Raw genomic sequence first — 18510 nt, 5'->3', positions numbered from 1 at the left:
ATGCACATAGCCGTGTTGATGCTCGCTTTGATGACGGTCGTCACGACGGCTTCGGCCGGGGGGCAGAAGCCGATCAAGCTCGTCGTGCTGGGCGATTCCTTGAGCGCTGGTCTCGGCCTGCCGGCCCAGGAGGCATTCCCGACGAAACTCCAAAAAGCCTTGCAAGCCAAAGGCATAACGGTCGACATGGTCAATGCCGGGGTGTCCGGCGACACCTCCTCCGGCGGCCGCGATCGGCTGGACTGGTCGGTGCCTGAAGGAACCGAGGGCGTCATCGTCGAACTCGGCGCCAACGACGCGTTGCGGGGCATCGATCCCGATTTGACGCGCGCCGCGCTCAGCGACATCATCCAGCGGCTCAAGGGACGCAAGATCGCGGTGATGCTGTGCGGCATGCTGGCGCCGCCGAATTACGGCGCAGATTATGCCGCGCGCTTCAATTCGATTTATCCGGATCTGGCGAAGAAATTCGACGTGCCGCTCTATCCGTTCTTTCTCGACGCCGTCGCCGCCGACGCCAAGCTCAACCAAGCCGACGGCATCCATCCGACCGCGGGCGGCGTCGACATCATCGTCGACAGGATCATGCCTACGGTGGAGGCATTCATTGGCACGATCGCTGAGCAACGGCGTTGAAAAGCAGGCAATGCTAACCGTAATTCCCAGGGTTTTACCGGGGTGAGGTTGGCCAAGCTTCGCAGAGTCACACAACTGCGATAGGAATCAGGGTACCGGTGATTCGTCGCCGGCTCTAATTTGGATACCGTCCTTGCCTTGAGGGCTGTACCCAAGCATCGGGAGTGCGAAACGATGCCGCGTTTGTTCACGGGTCTGGAAATTCCGGCCGAGATCGGCCAGTCGCTTTCCAACTTGAGGGGCGGCCTTCCCGGCGCCCGCTGGATCGATCCCGAAAATTATCACGTCACCTTGCGCTTCATCGGCGATATCGACGGTGTCTCCGCCAACGAGATCGCCTCGATGCTGTTTCGCGTCGACCGCAAGCCGTTCGAGGTGAAGGTGCAGGGCCTCACGAGTTTTGGCGGCCGCAAACCGCGGGCAGTCGTTGCGACGATCGCGCCGAGCAAGCCGCTGATGGAATTGCAGGCCGAGCTCGAACGGATGATGCAGCGGATCGGTCTCGACCCTGAAGGCCGCAAGTTCATCCCGCATGTCACGCTGGCCCGGCTGCACGACGCCTCCGATCGCGACGTTGCCGACTATCTCTCGCTGCGCGGCTACTTCCCGAGCAAGGCGTTCATGGCGGAGCGTTTTGTTCTCTTCTCATCCCGCGCCTCCACCGGCGGCGGCCCGTATGTCGTCGAGGACGCCTACGAGCTGTGTGCGTAGGTCGCTCTTGTGCCCCGGCCGTAGAGCCGGGGCCCCGCGCTCCGCGTTGAACGAAATTTGGCGATGAACGAAACAGTGGGTCCCGGCCCAGCGCGTCCGGGACACGAATCCGCATACCCCGTCCACCAATTCACGGCTTGCAATTTCCGTCCTTCTCTGGCGGAAAGGGCCATGCTCTCGACCCCCAGTTCCTCATTCCGCGAAGCCTATCAAGCCCAGATCGCCTCCGGGGCGATCGAGCCTGATGCCGCGCAGGCCGAAATCGCCGAAGCCTATGCAGCGCTCGACCAGCGGCTCGCGGCTTACAAGCCCGCGCGCAAGCAGGGTCTGCTCAGCCGCCTGTTCAGCAGCGACAAGGACGAGGCGCCGCGCGGACTCTACATCCATGGCGAGGTCGGCCGCGGCAAGACCATGCTGATGGACCTGTTCTTTCAGCATTCCTCGGTCGAGCACAAGCGCCGCGCGCATTTCCACGAGTTCATGGCGGAGGCGCATGAGCGCATCTACGATTATCGCCAGAGCATCGCGCGCGGCGAGATCGCCGACGGCGACGTCATCGCGCTAACCGCGAGTGCGATCTTCGAGGAGAGCTGGCTGCTCTGCTTCGACGAATTCCACGTCACCGACATCGCCGACGCGATGATCCTCGGCCGTCTGTTCGCAAAATTGTTCGAGCTCGGCACCGTCGTGGTCGCGACCTCGAACGTCGCGCCCGACGATCTCTACAAGGGCGGCCTGAACCGGTCGCTGTTCCTGCCCTTCATCAAGCAGATCACCGATCACATGGACGTTGCGCGGCTCGACGCGCGCACCGATTTCCGCCTGGAGAAGCTTCAGGGCGTGCCGATGTGGCTGACACCGGCAGATGCCGATGCGGATGCCGCGCTCGACCGCGCCTGGTCGAAGATGAGCGGCGGCGCCAGATGCAAGCCGCGCGACATCTCAATCAAGGGACGCATCCTGCACGTACCATGCTCGGCCCATGGCATCGCGCGATTCTCGTTCGCCGATCTCTGCGAGAAGCCGCTTGGGGCATCGGACTACCTCAGGCTCGCGCAGGACTATCACACCATCCTGGTCGACCATATTCCAGTGATGGACGTCTCTCAGCGCAACGCCGCCAAGCGCTTCATCACGCTGATCGACACGCTCTATGACAATGCGGTGAAGCTGATGGCCTCGGCCGATGCCAACCCGATCGCGCTGTACCTTGCGACCGAAGGCAACGAGGCCAACGAGTTCAACCGGACCGCGTCACGCCTGATCGAGATGAGCTCGGAATCCTATCTGGCGTTGCCTCACGGCCGCAAAGATTCCACCGCCAGCGGCTCGACCAAGGGTCTGGTAGAGACTTAAGTCCTATTTCTATCCTCCGGTCATTCCGGGGCGCGCGCCAGCGCGAACCCGGAATCTCGCGCTACAATTTCGAGATTCCGGGTTCGCCCGCGCAATGGCGCAGGCGCCCCGGAATGACGGCTTAGAGGCTGCTGGCCGGAATCGCGGCAAGCTCGACAATTGGGCATCCACCGACTTGAACGGGGGAGGCGAAAGGGATAACCACCCGTCTCAGTTTTCCCTCCTTACGTGTCTAAAGGACAGGCTCACATGGCGCGCGACAAGATTGCTTTGATTGGCTCCGGTCAGATCGGCGGAACGCTGGCTCACCTCATCGGCCTGAAAGAACTGGGCGACGTCGTGATGTTCGACATCGCCGAGGGTGTGCCGCAGGGCAAGGCGCTCGACATTGCGCAGTCCTCCCCGGTCGACGGTTTTGACGCGCATTATGCCGGTGCGAACTCCTACGAGGCGCTCGACAACGCAAAGGTCTGCATCGTCACCGCCGGCGTGCCGCGCAAGCCCGGCATGAGCCGCGACGACCTCCTCTCCATCAACCTCAAGGTCATGGAGCAGGTCGGCGCCGGCATCAAGAAGTACGCCCCCGACGCCTTCGTCATCTGCATCACCAACCCGCTCGACGCGATGGTCTGGGCACTGCAGAAGGCCTCGGGCTTGCCGCACAAGAAGGTCGTCGGCATGGCCGGCGTGCTGGATTCGGCACGCTTCCGCTACTTCCTGGCCGATGAGTTCAACGTCTCCGTCGAGGACGTCACCGCCTTCGTGCTCGGCGGCCATGGCGACACCATGGTGCCGCTGGTGAAGTACTCCACCGTCGCCGGCATCCCGCTGCCCGACCTCGTCAAGATGGGCTGGACCTCGCAGGCGCGTCTCGACGAGATCGTCGACCGCACCCGCAACGGCGGCGCCGAGATCGTCAATCTGCTCAAGACCGGCTCGGCCTTCTACGCCCCGGCGGCGTCCGCGATCGCCATGGCCGAGAGCTATCTGAAGGACAAGAAGCGTGTGCTGCCCTGCGCCGCCTACCTGAACGGCGAGTACAGCGTGAAGGATATGTATGTCGGCGTGCCCGTCGTGATCGGCTCCAAGGGCGTCGAGCGTGTGGTCGAGATCGAACTCGCCGGCAAGGACCGCGAGGCCTTCGACAAGTCGGTCGGCGCGGTGCAGGGCCTCGTCGCCGCCTGCAAGAAGATCGCCCCCGATCTTCTCGGCCGCTAAGCGCCAGCAATTCCCGCCGAAGTCCGAAAACCGGTCTTCGGCGGTTCCGTTTCCGGGGCCCGCGCATCGTGCCGGGCTTTCCGGTTCGGCAGTCCAGAGATCTCGAAGTCAAAGAATCCGGGTTGCAGTTCCTGTGGTATATGGTATGCCAGCCACAAGACTGAGGTGGGCCCTTGAGGTCACCGCCCGCGGGTTCAGGGAGCGACCATATGAATATTCATGAGTACCAGGCCAAAGCGCTGCTGAATGAGTTCGGCGTGCCAATTTCCAAGGGCGTGCCCGTCCTCAAGCCGGCCGACGCGGAAGCCGCCGCCAAGGCGCTGCCGGGTCCGGTCTGGGTCGTGAAGAGCCAGATCCATGCCGGCGGCCGCGGTAAAGGCAAATTCAAGGAAGCCAGCGCCGGCGACAAGGGCGGCGTCCGCATCGCCAAGTCGGCCGCCGAGGTCTCCGAATTCGCCAAGCAGATGCTGGGCGCGACGCTGGTGACCGTGCAAACCGGTCCCGCCGGCAAGCAGGTCAACCGCCTCTACATCGAGGACGGCTCCGACATCGACAAGGAATTCTACCTCTCGATCCTGGTCGATCGCGAGACCTCGCGCGTCTCCTTCGTGGTGTCGACCGAGGGCGGCGTCAACATCGAGGAGGTCGCGCACAACAGCCCTGAGAAGATCGTCACCTTCTCGGTCGATCCCGCGACCGGCGTCATGGGCCATCACGGCCGCACGGTGGCGAAGGCGCTGAAGCTATCAGGCGATCTCGCCAAGCAGGCCGAAAAGCTCACCGCGCAGCTCTACGCCGCCTTCGTCGCCAAGGACATGTCGATGCTGGAGATCAACCCGCTGGTCGTGACCAAGCAGGGCCAGCTCCGCGTGCTCGACGCCAAGGTCTCGTTCGACGACAACGCGCTGTTCCGTCATCCCGAGGTGCTCGCCCTGCGCGACGAGACCGAGGAAGATGCCAAGGAAATCGAGGCGTCGAAATACGACCTGAACTACGTCACCCTCGACGGCAACATCGGCTGCATGGTCAACGGCGCCGGTCTCGCCATGGCGACGATGGACATCATCAAGCTCTACGGCATGTCGCCGGCCAACTTCCTCGACGTCGGCGGCAGCGCCAGCAAGGAGAAGGTCGCGGCCGCCTTCAAGATCATCACCGCGGACCCCAACGTGAAGGGCATTCTGGTCAACATCTTCGGCGGCATCATGAAGTGCGACGTGATCGCCGAGGGCGTCACAGCCGCCGTCCGCGAGGTCGGTCTCAGCGTGCCGCTGGTGGTGCGCCTCGAAGGCACCAATGTCGAGCTCGGCAAGAAGATCATCCGTGAATCCGGCCTGAATGTGGTGCCGGCCGACAATCTCGACGACGCCGCGCAGAAGATCGTGAAGGCCGTCAAGGGAGGCTAAGGTCATGGCCCAGGACCATCTCGCCGCATCATCTCCGCTCCCCGAGCACGCGCGCCTCGCCGCGTTTGCCGGCGAATGGGATGGTGAAGAGATGGTCTTCCCGTCGCGCTGGACGGAGGGCGGACCGGCCACCTCTCACGTCGTCGCGCGGTTGGAGCTCAACGGGTTCTATCTGATCCAGGACTCGGTCCAGATGCGCGACGGCAAGCAGGTCTTCGCCACTCACGGCATCTTCACCTACGACCGCGACGATCGGACCTACAAATTGTTCTGGTACGACTCGCTCGGCTACACGCCGCCCTCGCCCGCCTCCGGCGGCTGGGTCGGCAAGACCCTGACGCTGGTGCGCGGCTCGCTCCGCGGCAATGCGCGCCACGTCTACGAGATCATCGACGACAATTCCTATTCGTTGAAGATCCAGTTCTCGCCGGACGCGGAAGGCTGGGCCGACGTGCTCACCGGCGTCTACCGCCGCATCCACTGACCTCTCACTCGTTAGTTCGCGAAAGCAGACCTCATGTCCATCCTGATCGACAAGAACACCAAGGTCATCTGCCAGGGCTTTACCGGCAAGAACGGCACCTTCCATTCCGAGGCCGCGATTGCCTATGGCACCAAGATGGTCGGCGGCACCTCGCCGGGTAAAGGCGGCGCGACGCATCTGGGCCTGCCGGTGTTCGATACCGTGCGCGAGGCGCGTGAGAAGACCGGCGCCGATGCGTCGGTGATCTACGTGCCCCCGCCGGGCGCGGCGGACGCGATCTGCGAAGCCATCGATGCCGAGATTCCGCTGATCGTCTGCATCACCGAAGGCATTCCGGTCGTCGACATGGTGCGGGTGAAGCGCTCGCTGATCGGTTCCAAGTCGCGCCTGATCGGGCCGAACTGCCCGGGCGTCATGACCGCGGGCGAGTGCAAGATCGGCATCATGCCGGCCAACATCTTCAAGACCGGCAGCGTCGGCATCGTCTCCCGCTCCGGCACTTTGACCTATGAAGCCGTGTTCCAGACCTCCCAGGAGGGCCTCGGCCAGACCACTGCCGTCGGCATCGGCGGCGACCCGGTTAAGGGAACCGAGTTCATCGACGTGCTGGAAATGCTGCTCGCCGATCCCAAGACCGAGTCGATCATCATGATCGGCGAGATCGGCGGTTCCGCCGAGGAGGACGCCGCCCAGTTCCTCAAGGACGAGGCCAAGCGCGGCCGCAACAAGCCGATGGTCGGCTTCATTGCCGGTGTCACCGCACCTCCCGGCCGCCGGATGGGCCACGCCGGCGCGATCATCTCGGGCGGCAAGGGCGACGCCGGTTCCAAGACCGAAGCGATGAAATCGGCCGGAATCCTGGTCTCTCCGTCGCCCGCACGCCTTGGTCATACGCTTGCCGAAAAGTTGAAGGGGTAATTCACTTCTTCGTATTTTTCCGGGCGAAGTTTCGCAGCAAATAGGGTAAAGGGTGCCTGTCGCGCCGAGCCTCTGCCGGGAGCTCGGCGCCAGCGCCGTTTGTTATGCGCGAACCGAAATCGCCAGGAACTCCAGTATGTCTCGCCAGGACGCGAACGCAGCCTTTGCCCTCTCATCCTTTTTGCAGGGCACCAACGCCACCTACATCGACGAAATCTACGCCCGCTACCAGAAGGATCCGTCCTCGGTCGACCCCGAGTGGCAGGAGTTCTTCAAGAGCCTGAATGACCAGCCCGGCGACATCAGCAAGAACGCCGAAGGTCCTTCCTGGGAGCGCGCCAACTGGCCGCTGACCCCGCAAGACGAGCTGACCTCCGCTCTCGACGGCAACTGGGCCGAGGTCGAGAAATCGGTCGGCAACAAGATCGCCGCCAAGGCGCAGGCCAAGGGGGGCGGCCTATCTTCCGCCGACCTGCTCCAGGCCACGCGCGACTCCGTCCGCGCCCTGATGCTGATCCGCTCCTACCGCATGCGCGGCCACTTCCATGCCAAGCTCGATCCGCTCGGCATCGAAGCCCCGCGCAATCGCGAAGAGCTCGACCCGCGCACCTACGGCTTCAGCGAAGCCGATTTCGACCGCAAGATCTTCCTCGATCACGTGCTCGGTCTCGAATACGGCACGCTGCGCGAGATCACCGCGATCTGCGAGCGCACCTACTGCCAGACCCTCGGCGTCGAGTTCATGCACATCAGCAATGCCGCGCAGAAGGCCTGGATCCAGGAGCGCATCGAGGGGCCGGACAAGGAGATCTCGTTCACCCGCGAAGGTCGCCGCGCCATCCTGATGAAACTGATCGAAGCCGAAGGCTTCGAGAAATTCTGCGACACCAAGTTCACCGGCACCAAGCGCTTCGGCCTCGACGGCGGTGAATCGCTGATTCCCGCGCTGGAGCAGATCATCAAGCGTGGCGGCAATCTCGGCGTGAAGGAGATCGTGCTGGGCATGCCGCATCGCGGCCGCCTCAACGTGCTGACCCAGGTGATGGGCAAGCCGCACCGTGCACTGTTCCACGAATTCAAGGGCGGCTCGGCCAATCCCGATGCAGTCGAAGGCTCCGGGGACGTCAAGTATCACCTCGGCGCCTCCTCGGACCGCGAGTTCGACGGCAACCGCATCCACCTGTCGCTGACGGCGAACCCCTCGCATCTCGAGATCGTCGATCCCGTCGTGCTCGGCAAGGTCCGCGCCAAGCAGGACCAGCACGGCGATCCGCCGGATATGCGCATCTCCGTCATGCCGCTGCTGATGCACGGCGACGCGGCGTTCGCTGGCCAAGGTGTCGTTGCCGAATGCTTCGGTCTGTCGGACCTGAAGGGCTACCGCACCGGCGGCTCCGTGCACTTCATCGTCAACAACCAGATCGGCTTCACCACCTATCCGCGTTACTCGCGCTCGTCGCCCTACCCGTCAGACGTGGCGAAGATGATCGATGCGCCGATCTTCCACGTGAACGGCGACGATCCGGAAGCGGTCGTGTTCGCGGCCAAGGTTGCTACCGAGTTCCGGCAGAAATTCCACAAGCCCGTCGTTATCGACATGTTCTGCTACCGCAGGCATGGCCATAACGAGGGCGACGAGCCGGCCTTCACCCAGCCGGTGATGTACAAGAGGATTGCCGCCCATCCCTCGACGCTGGAGCTCTACTCGCGGCGTCTGATCAGCGAAGGCGTGATCACCGAGGGCGAGGTCGACAAGGCCAAGGCCGACTGGCGCGCCCGGCTCGATGCCGAGTTCGAGGCCGGCACGTCCTACAAGCCGAACAAGGCCGACTGGCTCGACGGCAAATGGGCGGGCTTCAAGATCGCCGACCAGGAAGAGGATGCGCGCCGCGGCGTCACCGGCGTCGACCTGCCAATCCTCAAAGACATCGGCCGGAAGATCACCAAGGTGCCGGACGGCTTCCGGGTCCACCGCACCATTCAGCGTTTTCTGGAAAATCGCGCCAGGGCGATCGAGAACGGCGTCGGCATCGACTGGGCGACCGGCGAGGCGCTGGCGTTCTGCACGCTGCTTCACGAACACCATCACGTCCGCCTGTCCGGACAGGATTCCGAGCGCGGCACGTTCTCGCAGCGTCACTCCGTCCTGATCGACCAGGAAGACGAGAGCCGCTACACGCCGTTCAACCATCTGGGCACCGAGCAGGGCCATTACGAGGTCATCAACTCGCTGCTGTCTGAAGAGGCCGTGCTCGGCTTCGAATACGGCTATTCGCTCGCGGAGCCGAACACGCTGACGCTGTGGGAAGCCCAGTTCGGCGACTTCGCCAACGGCGCGCAGGTCGTGTTCGACCAGTTCATCTCCTCGGGCGAGCGCAAATGGCTGCGCATGTCCGGTCTCGTCTGCCTCTTGCCGCATGGCTATGAGGGCCAGGGACCGGAGCACTCCTCGGCACGTCTCGAGCGTTATTTGCAGATGTGCGCCGAAGACAACATGCAGGTGGTCTATCCGACCACGCCGGCGAACTACTTCCACGTGCTGCGGCGTCAGCTCCACCGCGAGATCCGCAAGCCGCTGATCATGATGACGCCGAAATCGCTGCTGCGCCACAAGCGGGCGGTGTCGCGTCTCGAGGAGCTGGCGAAGGGCACGACTTTCCACCGCATCCTCTATGATGACGCCCAGATGCTGCCGAACGAGGCGATCAAGCTCGTCCCTGACGACAAGATCCGCCGCATCGTGCTCTGCTCCGGCAAGGTCTATTACGACCTCTATGAGGAGCGCGAGAAACGCGGAATCGACGACATCTATCTGATGCGCGTCGAGCAGCTCTATCCGGTGCCGCTGAAGGCGCTGGTGGCCGAGCTGTCTCGCTTCAAGAAGGCCGAAGTGATCTGGTGCCAGGAAGAGCCCCGCAACATGGGAGCCTGGCACTTCATCGAGCCCTATCTGGAATGGGTGCTGAACCAGGTGAACGGCGCGAGCCGGCGTCCGCGTTATGTCGGTCGTGCCGCCTCGGCCGCGACCGCCACGGGTCTGATGTCCAAGCATCAGGCGCAGCTGAAGGCGTTCCTGGACGAAGCACTGAGCTGAACTTTTTGAACTGTGTCATGCCCCGCCTCGTGCGCGACTGCGTACTGGGGTGGGGCATCCAGTACGCCGTGTCGTCCGTGCAGCATACGCACGCCCGGTTTGCTGGCTGGCTTGCTTTTCGCAGGCGATGACATCCGCACTTATGACCGCATTGGCGATCTCCTTAAGGAAAAGACCATGACTGAAATTCGTGTGCCGACGCTCGGCGAATCCGTCACCGAGGCCACCATCGGCCGCTGGTTCAAGAAGGCCGGCGACCCCGTCGCCGTGGACGAGCCCTTGGTGGAGCTCGAGACCGACAAGGTCACCATCGAGGTCCCGGCGCCCTCCGCCGGCACGCTGAGCGAGATCATCGCCGCCGATGGCGCGACCGTTGCAGTCGGTGCGCTGCTCGGTCAGATCACGGAAGGCGCAGGTGCTGCAAAGCCGGCCGCTGCTGCCGCGAAGCCCGCCGCTGCTGCTCCTGCGGCCGCTGCCGCCGCTCCTGCAGCAGCCTCGGCCGCGAAAGCGCCGCCGGCCGATGCGCCGCTCGCCCCCTCGGTGCGCAAGCTGTCGGCCGAGACCGGCATCGATGCCTCGACCGTTCCGGGCTCCGGCAAGGACGGCCGCGTCACCAAGGGCGACATGCTCGCCGCGATCGAGCGTGCGGCGTCCGCGCCGACCCCGGTCAACCAACCCGCCGCCGCCGTGCAGGTGCGCGCGCCGTCGCCGGCCGATGACGCCGCCCGCGAAGAGCGCGTCAAGATGACCCGCCTGCGCCAGACCATCGCGCGCCGCCTCAAGGACGTGCAAAACACCGCCGCCATGCTCACGACCTTCAACGAGGTCGACATGACCAACGTCATGGCGCTGCGTGCCCATTACAAGGATGCGTTCGAGAAGAAGCATGGCGCCAAGCTCGGCTTCATGGGCTTCTTCACTAAGGCCGTCGTGCAGGCGCTGAAGGACATTCCCGCCGTCAACGCCGAGATCGACGGCACCGACCTGATCTACAAGAACTACTACCACGTCGGCGTCGCCGTCGGCACCGACAAGGGTCTCGTCGTGCCCGTGGTGCGCGACTGCGACCACAAGTCGATCTCCGACATCGAGAAGAGCATCGCCGATTTCGGCCGCCGTGCCCGCGACGGCCAGCTCAAGATCGACGAGATGCAGGGCGGCACCTTCACCATCACCAATGGCGGCATCTACGGCTCGCTGATGTCGACCCCGATCCTGAACGCGCCGCAGTCCGGCATTTTGGGCATGCACAAGATCCAGGAGCGGCCGATGGTCGTCGGCGGCAAGATCGAGGTCCGCCCGATGATGTATCTGGCGCTGTCCTACGATCACCGCGTCATCGACGGCAAGGAAGCCGTGACCTTCCTGGTCCGCGTCAAGGAGAGCCTGGAAGATCCGGCACGCCTGGTGCTCGATCTCTGATTCCCGTTGCTCTGCGAGCGCCGTCGCCATTCGCGGCGGCGCGTGTCGAACCATGGAGGCGCGCATGACGGATAAGGTCGTTGTCATTACCGGCGGCAGCCGCGGCATCGGGCGGGCGACCGCGCTTGCGGCGGCCGCGCGCGGCTTCCGCGTCGTGGTCGGCTATGCCAGCAACAAGATTGCCGCGGACGAGGTGGTCGCGCAGATCGAGGCTGGTAACGGCAGTGCCATCGCCGTGAAATGCGATGTCGCGGAGGAAAGCGATATCCTCGAACTGTTCAAGCAAGCCGACAAGTTCGGCACGCTCGGCGCGCTCGTCAACAATGGCGGCATCGTCGGCAAGAGCGGCGTGCGCGTCGACGAGATGTCGGCCGAACGCATCCAGCGCGTGATGGCCGTGAACGTCACCGGCTCCATTCTCTGCGCGCGCGAGGCGGTGAAGCGGATGTCGACCAGGCACGGCGGCAAGGGCGGTGTCATCGTCAACCTGTCATCCGTCGCGGCAAAGCTCGGAGCACCCAACACCTACGTCGATTACGCCGCGTCCAAGGGCGCGGTCGATTCCTTCACCGTCGGCCTCGGCTATGAGGTCGCAGGCGAAGGCATCCGCGTCGCCGCGATCCGCCCCGGCCTGATCGACACCGAAATCCACGCCGCCGGCGGCGAGCCCGACCGCGCCCATCGCCTGGCCCATCTGGTGCCGATGAAGCGCGTCGGCACCGCCGAGGAAATCGCCAACGCCATCGTCTGGCTGATCTCGGACGAGGCCTCCTACGTCACCTCCGCCATTCTCGATGTGTCCGGCGGGCGCTGACACATTCTCATCACGCTCATCACGCTAAACCTACGGGACTTTCTCTCATGGCTACCTACGATCTCGTCGTCATCGGCACCGGACCGGGCGGATATGTCTGCGCGGTGCGTGCAGCCCAGCTCGGCATGAAAGTCGCCGTGGTCGAAAAGAACGCTACCCTCGGCGGCACCTGCCTCAATGTCGGCTGCATGCCCTCCAAGGCGCTGCTGCACGCGTCCGAGATGTTCGAGGAAGCCGGCCATTCCTTCGCGAAAATGGGCGTGAGCGTTTCCGCGCCGAAGCTCGATTTGCCGGCGATGATGAACTTCAAGCAGCAGGGCATCGACGGCAACGTCAAGGGCGTCGAGTTCCTGATGAAGAAGAACAAGATCGACGTGCTCCAGGGCACCGGCAAGATTTTGGGGACCGGCAAGGTCGAAGTCTCCGCCGACGGCAAGTCGCAGACAGTCGAGACCAAAAACATCGTGATCGCCACCGGCTCGGACATCGCGCGTCTCAAGGGCATCGAGATCGACGAGAAGCGCATCGTGTCCTCGACCGGCGCGCTGTCGCTGGACAAGGTGCCCGGCAGATTGCTGGTTATTGGTGCGGGCGTGATCGGGCTCGAACTTGGCTCTGTGTGGCGCCGGCTCGGATCCGAAGTCATGGTGGTCGAATTCCTCGATCGCATTCTGCCCGGCATGGACGGCGAGGTCGCACGGCAATTCCAGCGGATCCTTGAAAAGCAGGGATTTGCATTCAAGCTGGGTTCGAAGGTCACCGGCGTCGAAGCCAACAGCAAGGCATTGCTCGCGAAAATCGAGCCGGCCGCCGGCGGTGCCGCCGAGACCATCGAGGCCGATGTCGTTCTGGTCTGCATCGGCCGCACGCCCTACACTGACGGGCTCGGCCTGAAGGAAGCCGGTGTCGCGCTCGACGCACGCGGCCGCGTCCAGATCGATCCGCACTTCGCCACCAGCCTGAGGGGCGTGTACGCCATCGGCGACGTGGTTGCAGGCCCGATGCTCGCGCACAAGGCCGAGGATGAAGGCGTTGCGGTTGCAGAGATCATTGCGGGCCAGGCCGGCCACGTGAACTACGAAGTCATTCCGGGCGTCGTGTATACCACGCCGGAAGTATCCTCCGTCGGCAAGACCGAGGAGGAACTGAAGCAGGCCGGCGTCGCCTATACCGTCGGCAAGTTTCCCTTTACCGCCAACGGTCGCTCCAAGGTCAACCAGACCACTGACGGCTTTGTGAAGATTCTCGCAGATGCGAAGACCGATCGCGTGCTCGGCGTGCACATTATCGGCCGCGAAGCCGGCGAAATGATCCATGAAGCGTGCGTTCTCATGGAGTTTGGTGGCAGTGCGGAGGATCTCGCCCGCACCTGCCACGCCCACCCGACCCGCTCGGAAGCGGTCAAGGAAGCCGCGCTTGCGGTCGGCAAGCGGGCCATCCATATGTAGTCCAAGGCCCGAGCCGAATCGGGCGGGACAACACATGCTGCGCCGCCTTCTTCAACCGGTCTGGGTCCTGCTTGCGATCGTCTTCCTGATCGAAGCCTGGCTGTGGGACCATCTCGAGCCGATCGTTGCAAAAGTCGTCGCGGCGATCCCGCTCGCGCGCTTCAAGCAATGGCTGACGGAGCGCGTCGATGCGCTATCGCCGGCCATGACGCTGATCGTGTTTGCGGTCCCGATCATCCCGCTGTTTCCGCTCAAGCTGGTCGGCCTGTGGCTGCTCGCGCACGAATACTGGACGAGCGCGGTGTTCACCATCGTCTTCGCGAAGATGCTCGGCCTCGGCGTCACCGCCTTCGTGTTCGACGTGACGCGCCCCAAACTGTTGGAGATGCACTGGTTCGAGCGGCTCTACGAACTGGTGTTGAAGGTGCGCGCCAAGGCCGCCGCGCTGGTCGACCCGGTCAAGCGGCGCATCCGCGAGCTGATCGCCGGCAACGGCGAGGGATGGTCCTCCCGCACTCTCCGCCTGATCCAGCGCTTCCGCAAAAGCGTGCACGAAGCGCGATAGCTGCTCGCCTCATATTCGGTGCCATCTCCACAGACTCACTGTCATTGCCCGCGAAGGCGGGCAATCCAGTATCCAGAGACGTCGGTGATTGAACCGAGACGTCGCGGCGTACTGGATGGCCCGGTCCCGTCTCCGCCAAGGCTACGCCGGGGCCACAAGGGTACTCGGCCGGCCGGAGCTTTAGCCAAGGCGGCAAGCCGGGGCATGACAGCGGAATGTGTGGCGACGGATTCGCTGCGCCATCGTCACGCGCCGCCCTCAATGCAAATGCAATAGATGCGGCCACCACAGGCCGAGCGCGGTCATGATCAGACCGGCAATCGTCAGCACGCCACTGACATAGGCGAGCGCGAACATGCCGGTGATGATGGTGGCCGAGGCCAGCACGATGCCGATCTGGAAGGCGGCCGAGGCCAGCTCGAAGTGATGGTACTTCGCGGTCGCCTCGTCGCGATCGTGCTCGGCATGCTTGGCCTTCTCGGCGAGCTGCTCGGTGCCCTCGCCGGTCTCGGGCTCGGAGCGGTAGCGCTGCGCGGTCTTGGTCCAGTCGTCGACCTGTTTCTGCACCGTCGCCTTCATGGCCTCGTCGGTCGTGCCGCCCAGCGTCAGCTTGCCCTGTTCTGCCGCGGTCACCACCACGGTGCGGCGGATGCTCTTGGCCTGGAAGAACGCCCAGAGATTGGCAGCCTCGACGTTCTTGCTGATCGATTCGGTCTGGGCGCCCTTGCCCAGCGTTTCCGAGATCGCCAGGAACAGCGCCAGAACCGCGATCAGGAGCGCGATCTTCTTGTTCGAGCCGGACGCGTGTTCAGCGTGCTCGGCATGCTCCATGCTTTCATGTGCGCTCATGATGTCCCTCCTGCCTCGGTTCCCCACGATTGACCGAACCGCGTGCGCCGCGCAAGAGGCAAGCACGTTATGACGTCAGTGTGTCAGCGCCGCGGATGCGCGCTGGCATAGACTTCGAGCAGCCGCTCGGAATCGATGCCGGTATACACCTGTGTGGTCGAGAGCGAGGAATGGCCGAGCAATTCCTGAATCGCGCGCAGATCGCCGCCGCGCGAGAGCAGATGCGTGGCGAAGGAATGGCGGAGCGCGTGCGGGGTGGCGCTGTCGGGCAGGCCGAGCGCGCCGCGCAGCCGCTCCATCGCGAGCTGGATGATGCGGGGGCTCAAGGGCCCGCCGCGCGCGCCGACGAAGATCGGGCCCTCGGGGGGCAGCGGATACGGGCACATCGCAACGTATTCCTGCACCAGCGCGAGCACGTTTTGCAGCACCGGCACCATGCGGGTCTTGTTGCCTTTGCCGGTGACGACGAGCACGTCGCCCTCGCCCGGTCGCGGCACCTCGCGACGCTTCAGGCCGAGCGCTTCGGAGATGCGCAGGCCCGAGCCATACAGCAGCGCCATCACCGCAGCATCGCGCGCCAGAATCCAGGTCTCGCGTTCCTCGCCGGCGCGCTCGTCGGCATCGGCAAGCCGTTTGGCCGACGCCATCGGCAGCGGCTTTGGCAGGCTTTTTGCGACTTTCGGCGCGCGGATCGCGGAGAGCGCGCCGACCTTGCCCTTGCCTTCGCGCTCGAGGAAGCGGCCGAACGAGCGCAGGCCTGCGAGCGCGCGCATCAGCGAGCGACCGGCAATATCGTCGGCCCTGCGCATCGCCATGAAGGCGCGCACATCAGTGGCTTCCAGCGCGGCGAAGCGCTCAAGCGTGACGCGCTCGCCCCAATGGGAGCAGAGGAAATCCAGGCATTGCCGCAAGTCGCGGCCATAGGCCTCCAGCGTCTTCGGCGACAGCCGCCGTTCGGCGCCGAGATGCGACAGCCAGCGCGCCATCTCTTGCGCGACCGAGGGATCGGCGCTGGCGAGTTCGATGGATGGGGCGGCCGCTTTGCTCATGCACTCTGGACGTGGTGATTCCGCACAGTATATCGCATCACACCCGTTTATCGTTCGCTAAGGCCGCCCCAGGGCGCTAGCCTTGAGGCGTCCTAAGGTTCCGATTCTCCCTCCAAGCCAGCTCATGGATCATTCGTCGCGCAGCACGTCCGCCCCCGCCACTGCGACCCGCATGGTCGACGTGCTGGTGCCGGTCGCGCTCGACCAGACCTATTCCTACAAGGTGCCGCGCGGGATGGAGCTGAAGGCCGGCGATCTCGTCGGCGTGCCGCTCGGGGCGCGCGAGGTACTGGCCGTGGTCTGGGCCGAAAACGCCAATCCCGATCCGCGCCTGCATAACCGTCTCAAGGACGTCAGCGAGAAGCTCGACATCCCGCCTTTGAAGGGCGAGCTGCGCGCGGTCGTCGATTGGGTCGCCAATTACACGCTGAGCCCGCGCGGCATGGTGCTGCGCATGTGCCTGCGCATGGGCGAAAATCTCGGCCCTGAACGGATGCGCGCCGGCGTGCGGCTGGTTGGCGATCCGCCGAAGCGCCTGACGCCGGCGCGGCAGCGCCTGATTGCGGTGCTGTCGGACCGGCTGCTGCACGGCAAGTCCGAGGCCGCCAAGGAAGCGGGCGTCTCGGCCGGCGTGATCGACGGCCTCGTCGACGAAGGCACGCTCACGGTCGAACCGATGCCGCCGCCTCCGCCGCCGCCGGCACCCGATCCGGATTTTGGCCGGCCGGATTTCACACCGCTCCAACGCGCGGCGGTCGATACGATGCGCGCGCTCGCGGCCAACGGCACCTTCCACGTCGCGCTGCTCGACGGCGTCACCGGCTCGGGCAAGACCGAGGTTTATTTCGAAGCCGTGGCGGAAGCCATTCGTCGCGGAAAACAGTCGCTGATCCTGATGCCGGAGATTGCGCTCACTGGCCAATTCCTCGACCGCTTCGCGCAGCGCTTCGGCGTTCGGCCGCTGGAGTGGCATTCGGAGCTGACGCCGCGCACCCGTGCGCGCAATTGGGCGGCGATCTCCGCGGGCAGCGCGCCGGTCGTGGTCGGCGCGCGCTCGGCGCTGTTCCTGCCTTATGCCAATCTCGGCCTCATCGTCGTCGACGAAGAGCACGACCAGGCCTACAAGCAGGACGATGGCGTGCATTACCACGCCCGCGACATGGCGGTGGTGCGCGCGCATATCGCCAAAATACCGGTCGTGCTGGCCTCCGCGACGCCCTCGGTCGAGTCCGAGGTCAATGCGCGCAAGAACCGCTATCAGCGCATCGCGCTGCCCTCGCGCTTCGGCGGCCAGCACATGCCGCATATCGAGGCGATCGATCTCCGCCGCGAGCCGCCGGCGCGCGGCCGCTTCATCTCGCCCCGGCTTGCGGGCGAGATCAAGATCGCGATCGAGCGGCGCGAGCAGGCTCTCTTGTTCCTCAATCGCCGCGGCTATGCGCCGCTGACGCTGTGCCGTGCCTGCGGCCATCGCTTCGCCTGCACCATCTGCGATGCCTGGCTGGTCGATCACCGCTTTCGTCAGCGCCTCGTCTGTCATCACTGCGGTTTCTCGATGCCGCGCCCGCACGTCTGCCCGAACTGCTCTGCGGAGGAATCGCTGGTCGCCGTCGGCCCAGGTGTCGAGCGCTTGCAGGAGGAGGCGGCCGCGCTGTTCCCGGACGCGCGCACCATGGTGCTGTCGAGCGATCTCATCACCTCGATCGAGACGATGCGCAGCGAGCTTGCCGAGATCGCGGAGGGTCGTGTCGACATCATCATCGGCACGCAGCTCGTCGCGAAGGGGCACAATTTCCCGCGGCTCAATCTGGTCGGCGTGGTCGATGCGGATCTCGGCCTCTCCAACGGCGACCCGCGCGCGGCAGAGCGCACCTGGCAATTGCTCAACCAGGTGATAGGCCGCGCCGGACGCGAGCAGGGCCGCGGCGTCGGCTATCTCCAGACCCACCAGCCCGATCATCCCGTGATGAAGGCGCTGATCGCCTGCGACCGCGAGGCCTTTTACGACAGCGAGATCGACCTGCGCGAGAAGACGCTCTATCCGCCGTTCGGCCGGCTCGCCAGCCTGATCATCTCGGCAGGCGACCGGCCGAGCGCGGAAGGCTTTGGCCGCTGCCTGGTGGCGCTGGCGCCACGAGACGAGCGCGTGGTGGTGCTGGGGCCGGCGGAAGCACCGCTCGCGGTCATCAAGGGCCGCTACCGCTTCCGCATCCTGGTGAAATCGGCGCGCGGCTTCGATCTGTCGGATTATCTGCGGAACTGGCTCGCCGTGTGCCCGAAGCCGACGGGCAATCTCAAGCTCGAGGTCGACGTCGATCCGCAGAGCTTTTTGTAGGCGCTGTGCGCACTCTTTCCACGTCGTTGCGAGGAGCGAAGCGACGAAGCAATCCAGAGTCTTCCCGCAGAAAATTTTCTGGATTGCTTCGCTGCGCTCGCAATGACGGCGCGGGAGGGGTGCGCGCCTCCACCCTCGTTGCGCGCCCCAGAATGACGGCGACGCCAACAAAAAAGCCCGCGGTCCCCCAAGACCGCGGGCTTGC

General features: G+C 64.6%; 15 protein-coding genes. 13 read left to right on the top strand and 2 right to left on the bottom strand.

Annotation, left to right across the window (positions count from 1 at the left end; all coding sequences use genetic code 11):
• The 12 genes from IVA92_RS18390 (at position 1) to IVA92_RS18335 (ending at position 14072) form a co-directional block, all read left to right on the top strand.
• Positions 1 to 636, top strand: a complete 636-nt coding sequence (locus IVA92_RS18390; RefSeq protein WP_247281247.1) for an arylesterase — start codon at positions 1 to 3, stop codon at positions 634 to 636.
• Positions 637 to 810: 174 nt separating this feature from the next.
• Entirely contained in the window at positions 811 to 1347 is a 537-nt protein-coding gene (gene thpR / locus IVA92_RS18385; protein ID WP_091893084.1) for an RNA 2',3'-cyclic phosphodiesterase, read from the top strand.
• 171 nt (positions 1348 to 1518) lie between these two features.
• Positions 1519 to 2703, top strand: a complete 1185-nt coding sequence (gene zapE / locus IVA92_RS18380) for a cell division protein ZapE (RefSeq protein WP_247281246.1) — start codon at positions 1519 to 1521, stop codon at positions 2701 to 2703.
• 249 nt (positions 2704 to 2952) lie between these two features.
• Positions 2953 to 3921: a malate dehydrogenase gene (gene mdh / locus IVA92_RS18375; protein WP_247281245.1), complete on the top strand. Its 969-nt coding sequence runs from the start codon at positions 2953 to 2955 to the stop codon at positions 3919 to 3921.
• Positions 3922 to 4130: 209 nt separating this feature from the next.
• Positions 4131 to 5327 carry an ADP-forming succinate--CoA ligase subunit beta gene (gene sucC / locus IVA92_RS18370; RefSeq protein ID WP_247281244.1) on the top strand — a complete coding sequence of 399 codons (1197 nt, stop codon included), beginning with the start codon at positions 4131 to 4133 and terminating at the stop codon, positions 5325 to 5327.
• Positions 5328 to 5331: 4 nt separating this feature from the next.
• Entirely contained in the window at positions 5332 to 5811 is a 480-nt protein-coding gene (locus IVA92_RS18365; protein ID WP_247281243.1) for a DUF1579 family protein, read from the top strand.
• Positions 5812 to 5844: 33 nt separating this feature from the next.
• A complete protein-coding gene (sucD, locus tag IVA92_RS18360; RefSeq protein ID WP_247281242.1) occupies positions 5845 to 6729 on the top strand; it encodes a succinate--CoA ligase subunit alpha in 885 nt (294 codons plus the stop codon).
• 136 nt (positions 6730 to 6865) lie between these two features.
• Positions 6866 to 9823, top strand: coding sequence for a 2-oxoglutarate dehydrogenase E1 component (locus tag IVA92_RS18355; RefSeq protein WP_247281241.1), 2958 nt, complete (start codon positions 6866 to 6868; stop codon positions 9821 to 9823).
• Positions 9824 to 10000: 177 nt separating this feature from the next.
• The gene (odhB, locus tag IVA92_RS18350; RefSeq protein ID WP_247281240.1) at positions 10001 to 11245 is read left to right on the top strand and encodes a 2-oxoglutarate dehydrogenase complex dihydrolipoyllysine-residue succinyltransferase; all 1245 of its coding nucleotides are present in this window, start codon (positions 10001 to 10003) and stop codon (positions 11243 to 11245) included.
• Positions 11246 to 11309: 64 nt separating this feature from the next.
• A complete protein-coding gene (locus IVA92_RS18345) occupies positions 11310 to 12059 on the top strand; it encodes an SDR family oxidoreductase (protein ID WP_247281239.1) in 750 nt (249 codons plus the stop codon).
• 47 nt (positions 12060 to 12106) lie between these two features.
• On the top strand, positions 12107 to 13507 hold the full coding sequence (lpdA, locus tag IVA92_RS18340; RefSeq protein ID WP_247281238.1) for a dihydrolipoyl dehydrogenase: 1401 nt from the start codon (positions 12107 to 12109) through the stop codon (positions 13505 to 13507).
• Between the two features lie 34 nt (positions 13508 to 13541).
• Complete coding sequence (locus tag IVA92_RS18335) at positions 13542 to 14072, top strand: hypothetical protein (protein ID WP_247281237.1); 531 nt, start codon at positions 13542 to 13544, stop codon at positions 14070 to 14072.
• Between the two features lie 258 nt (positions 14073 to 14330).
• On the opposite strand, the gene IVA92_RS18330 is transcribed toward IVA92_RS18335, so the two are convergent.
• Positions 14331 to 14921, bottom strand: coding sequence for a DUF4337 domain-containing protein (locus IVA92_RS18330; protein WP_247281236.1), 591 nt, complete (start codon positions 14919 to 14921; stop codon positions 14331 to 14333).
• A gap of 83 nt (positions 14922 to 15004) precedes the next feature.
• Complete coding sequence (locus IVA92_RS18325) at positions 15005 to 15970, bottom strand: tyrosine recombinase XerC (protein ID WP_247281235.1); 966 nt, start codon at positions 15968 to 15970, stop codon at positions 15005 to 15007.
• A gap of 124 nt (positions 15971 to 16094) precedes the next feature.
• On the opposite strand from IVA92_RS18325, the gene IVA92_RS18320 reads away from it, so the two are divergent.
• Entirely contained in the window at positions 16095 to 18305 is a 2211-nt protein-coding gene (locus IVA92_RS18320; RefSeq protein ID WP_247281234.1) for a primosomal protein N', read from the top strand.
• Positions 18306 to 18510 lie beyond the last annotated feature (205 nt).

This window comes from Bradyrhizobium sp. 154 (genome assembly GCF_023073875.1).
Taxonomy (GTDB): Bacteria; Pseudomonadota; Alphaproteobacteria; order Rhizobiales; family Xanthobacteraceae; genus Bradyrhizobium.
Note: the sequence above shows the minus strand (reverse complement) of the source record. Positions and strands in the feature narration are given on the sequence as shown.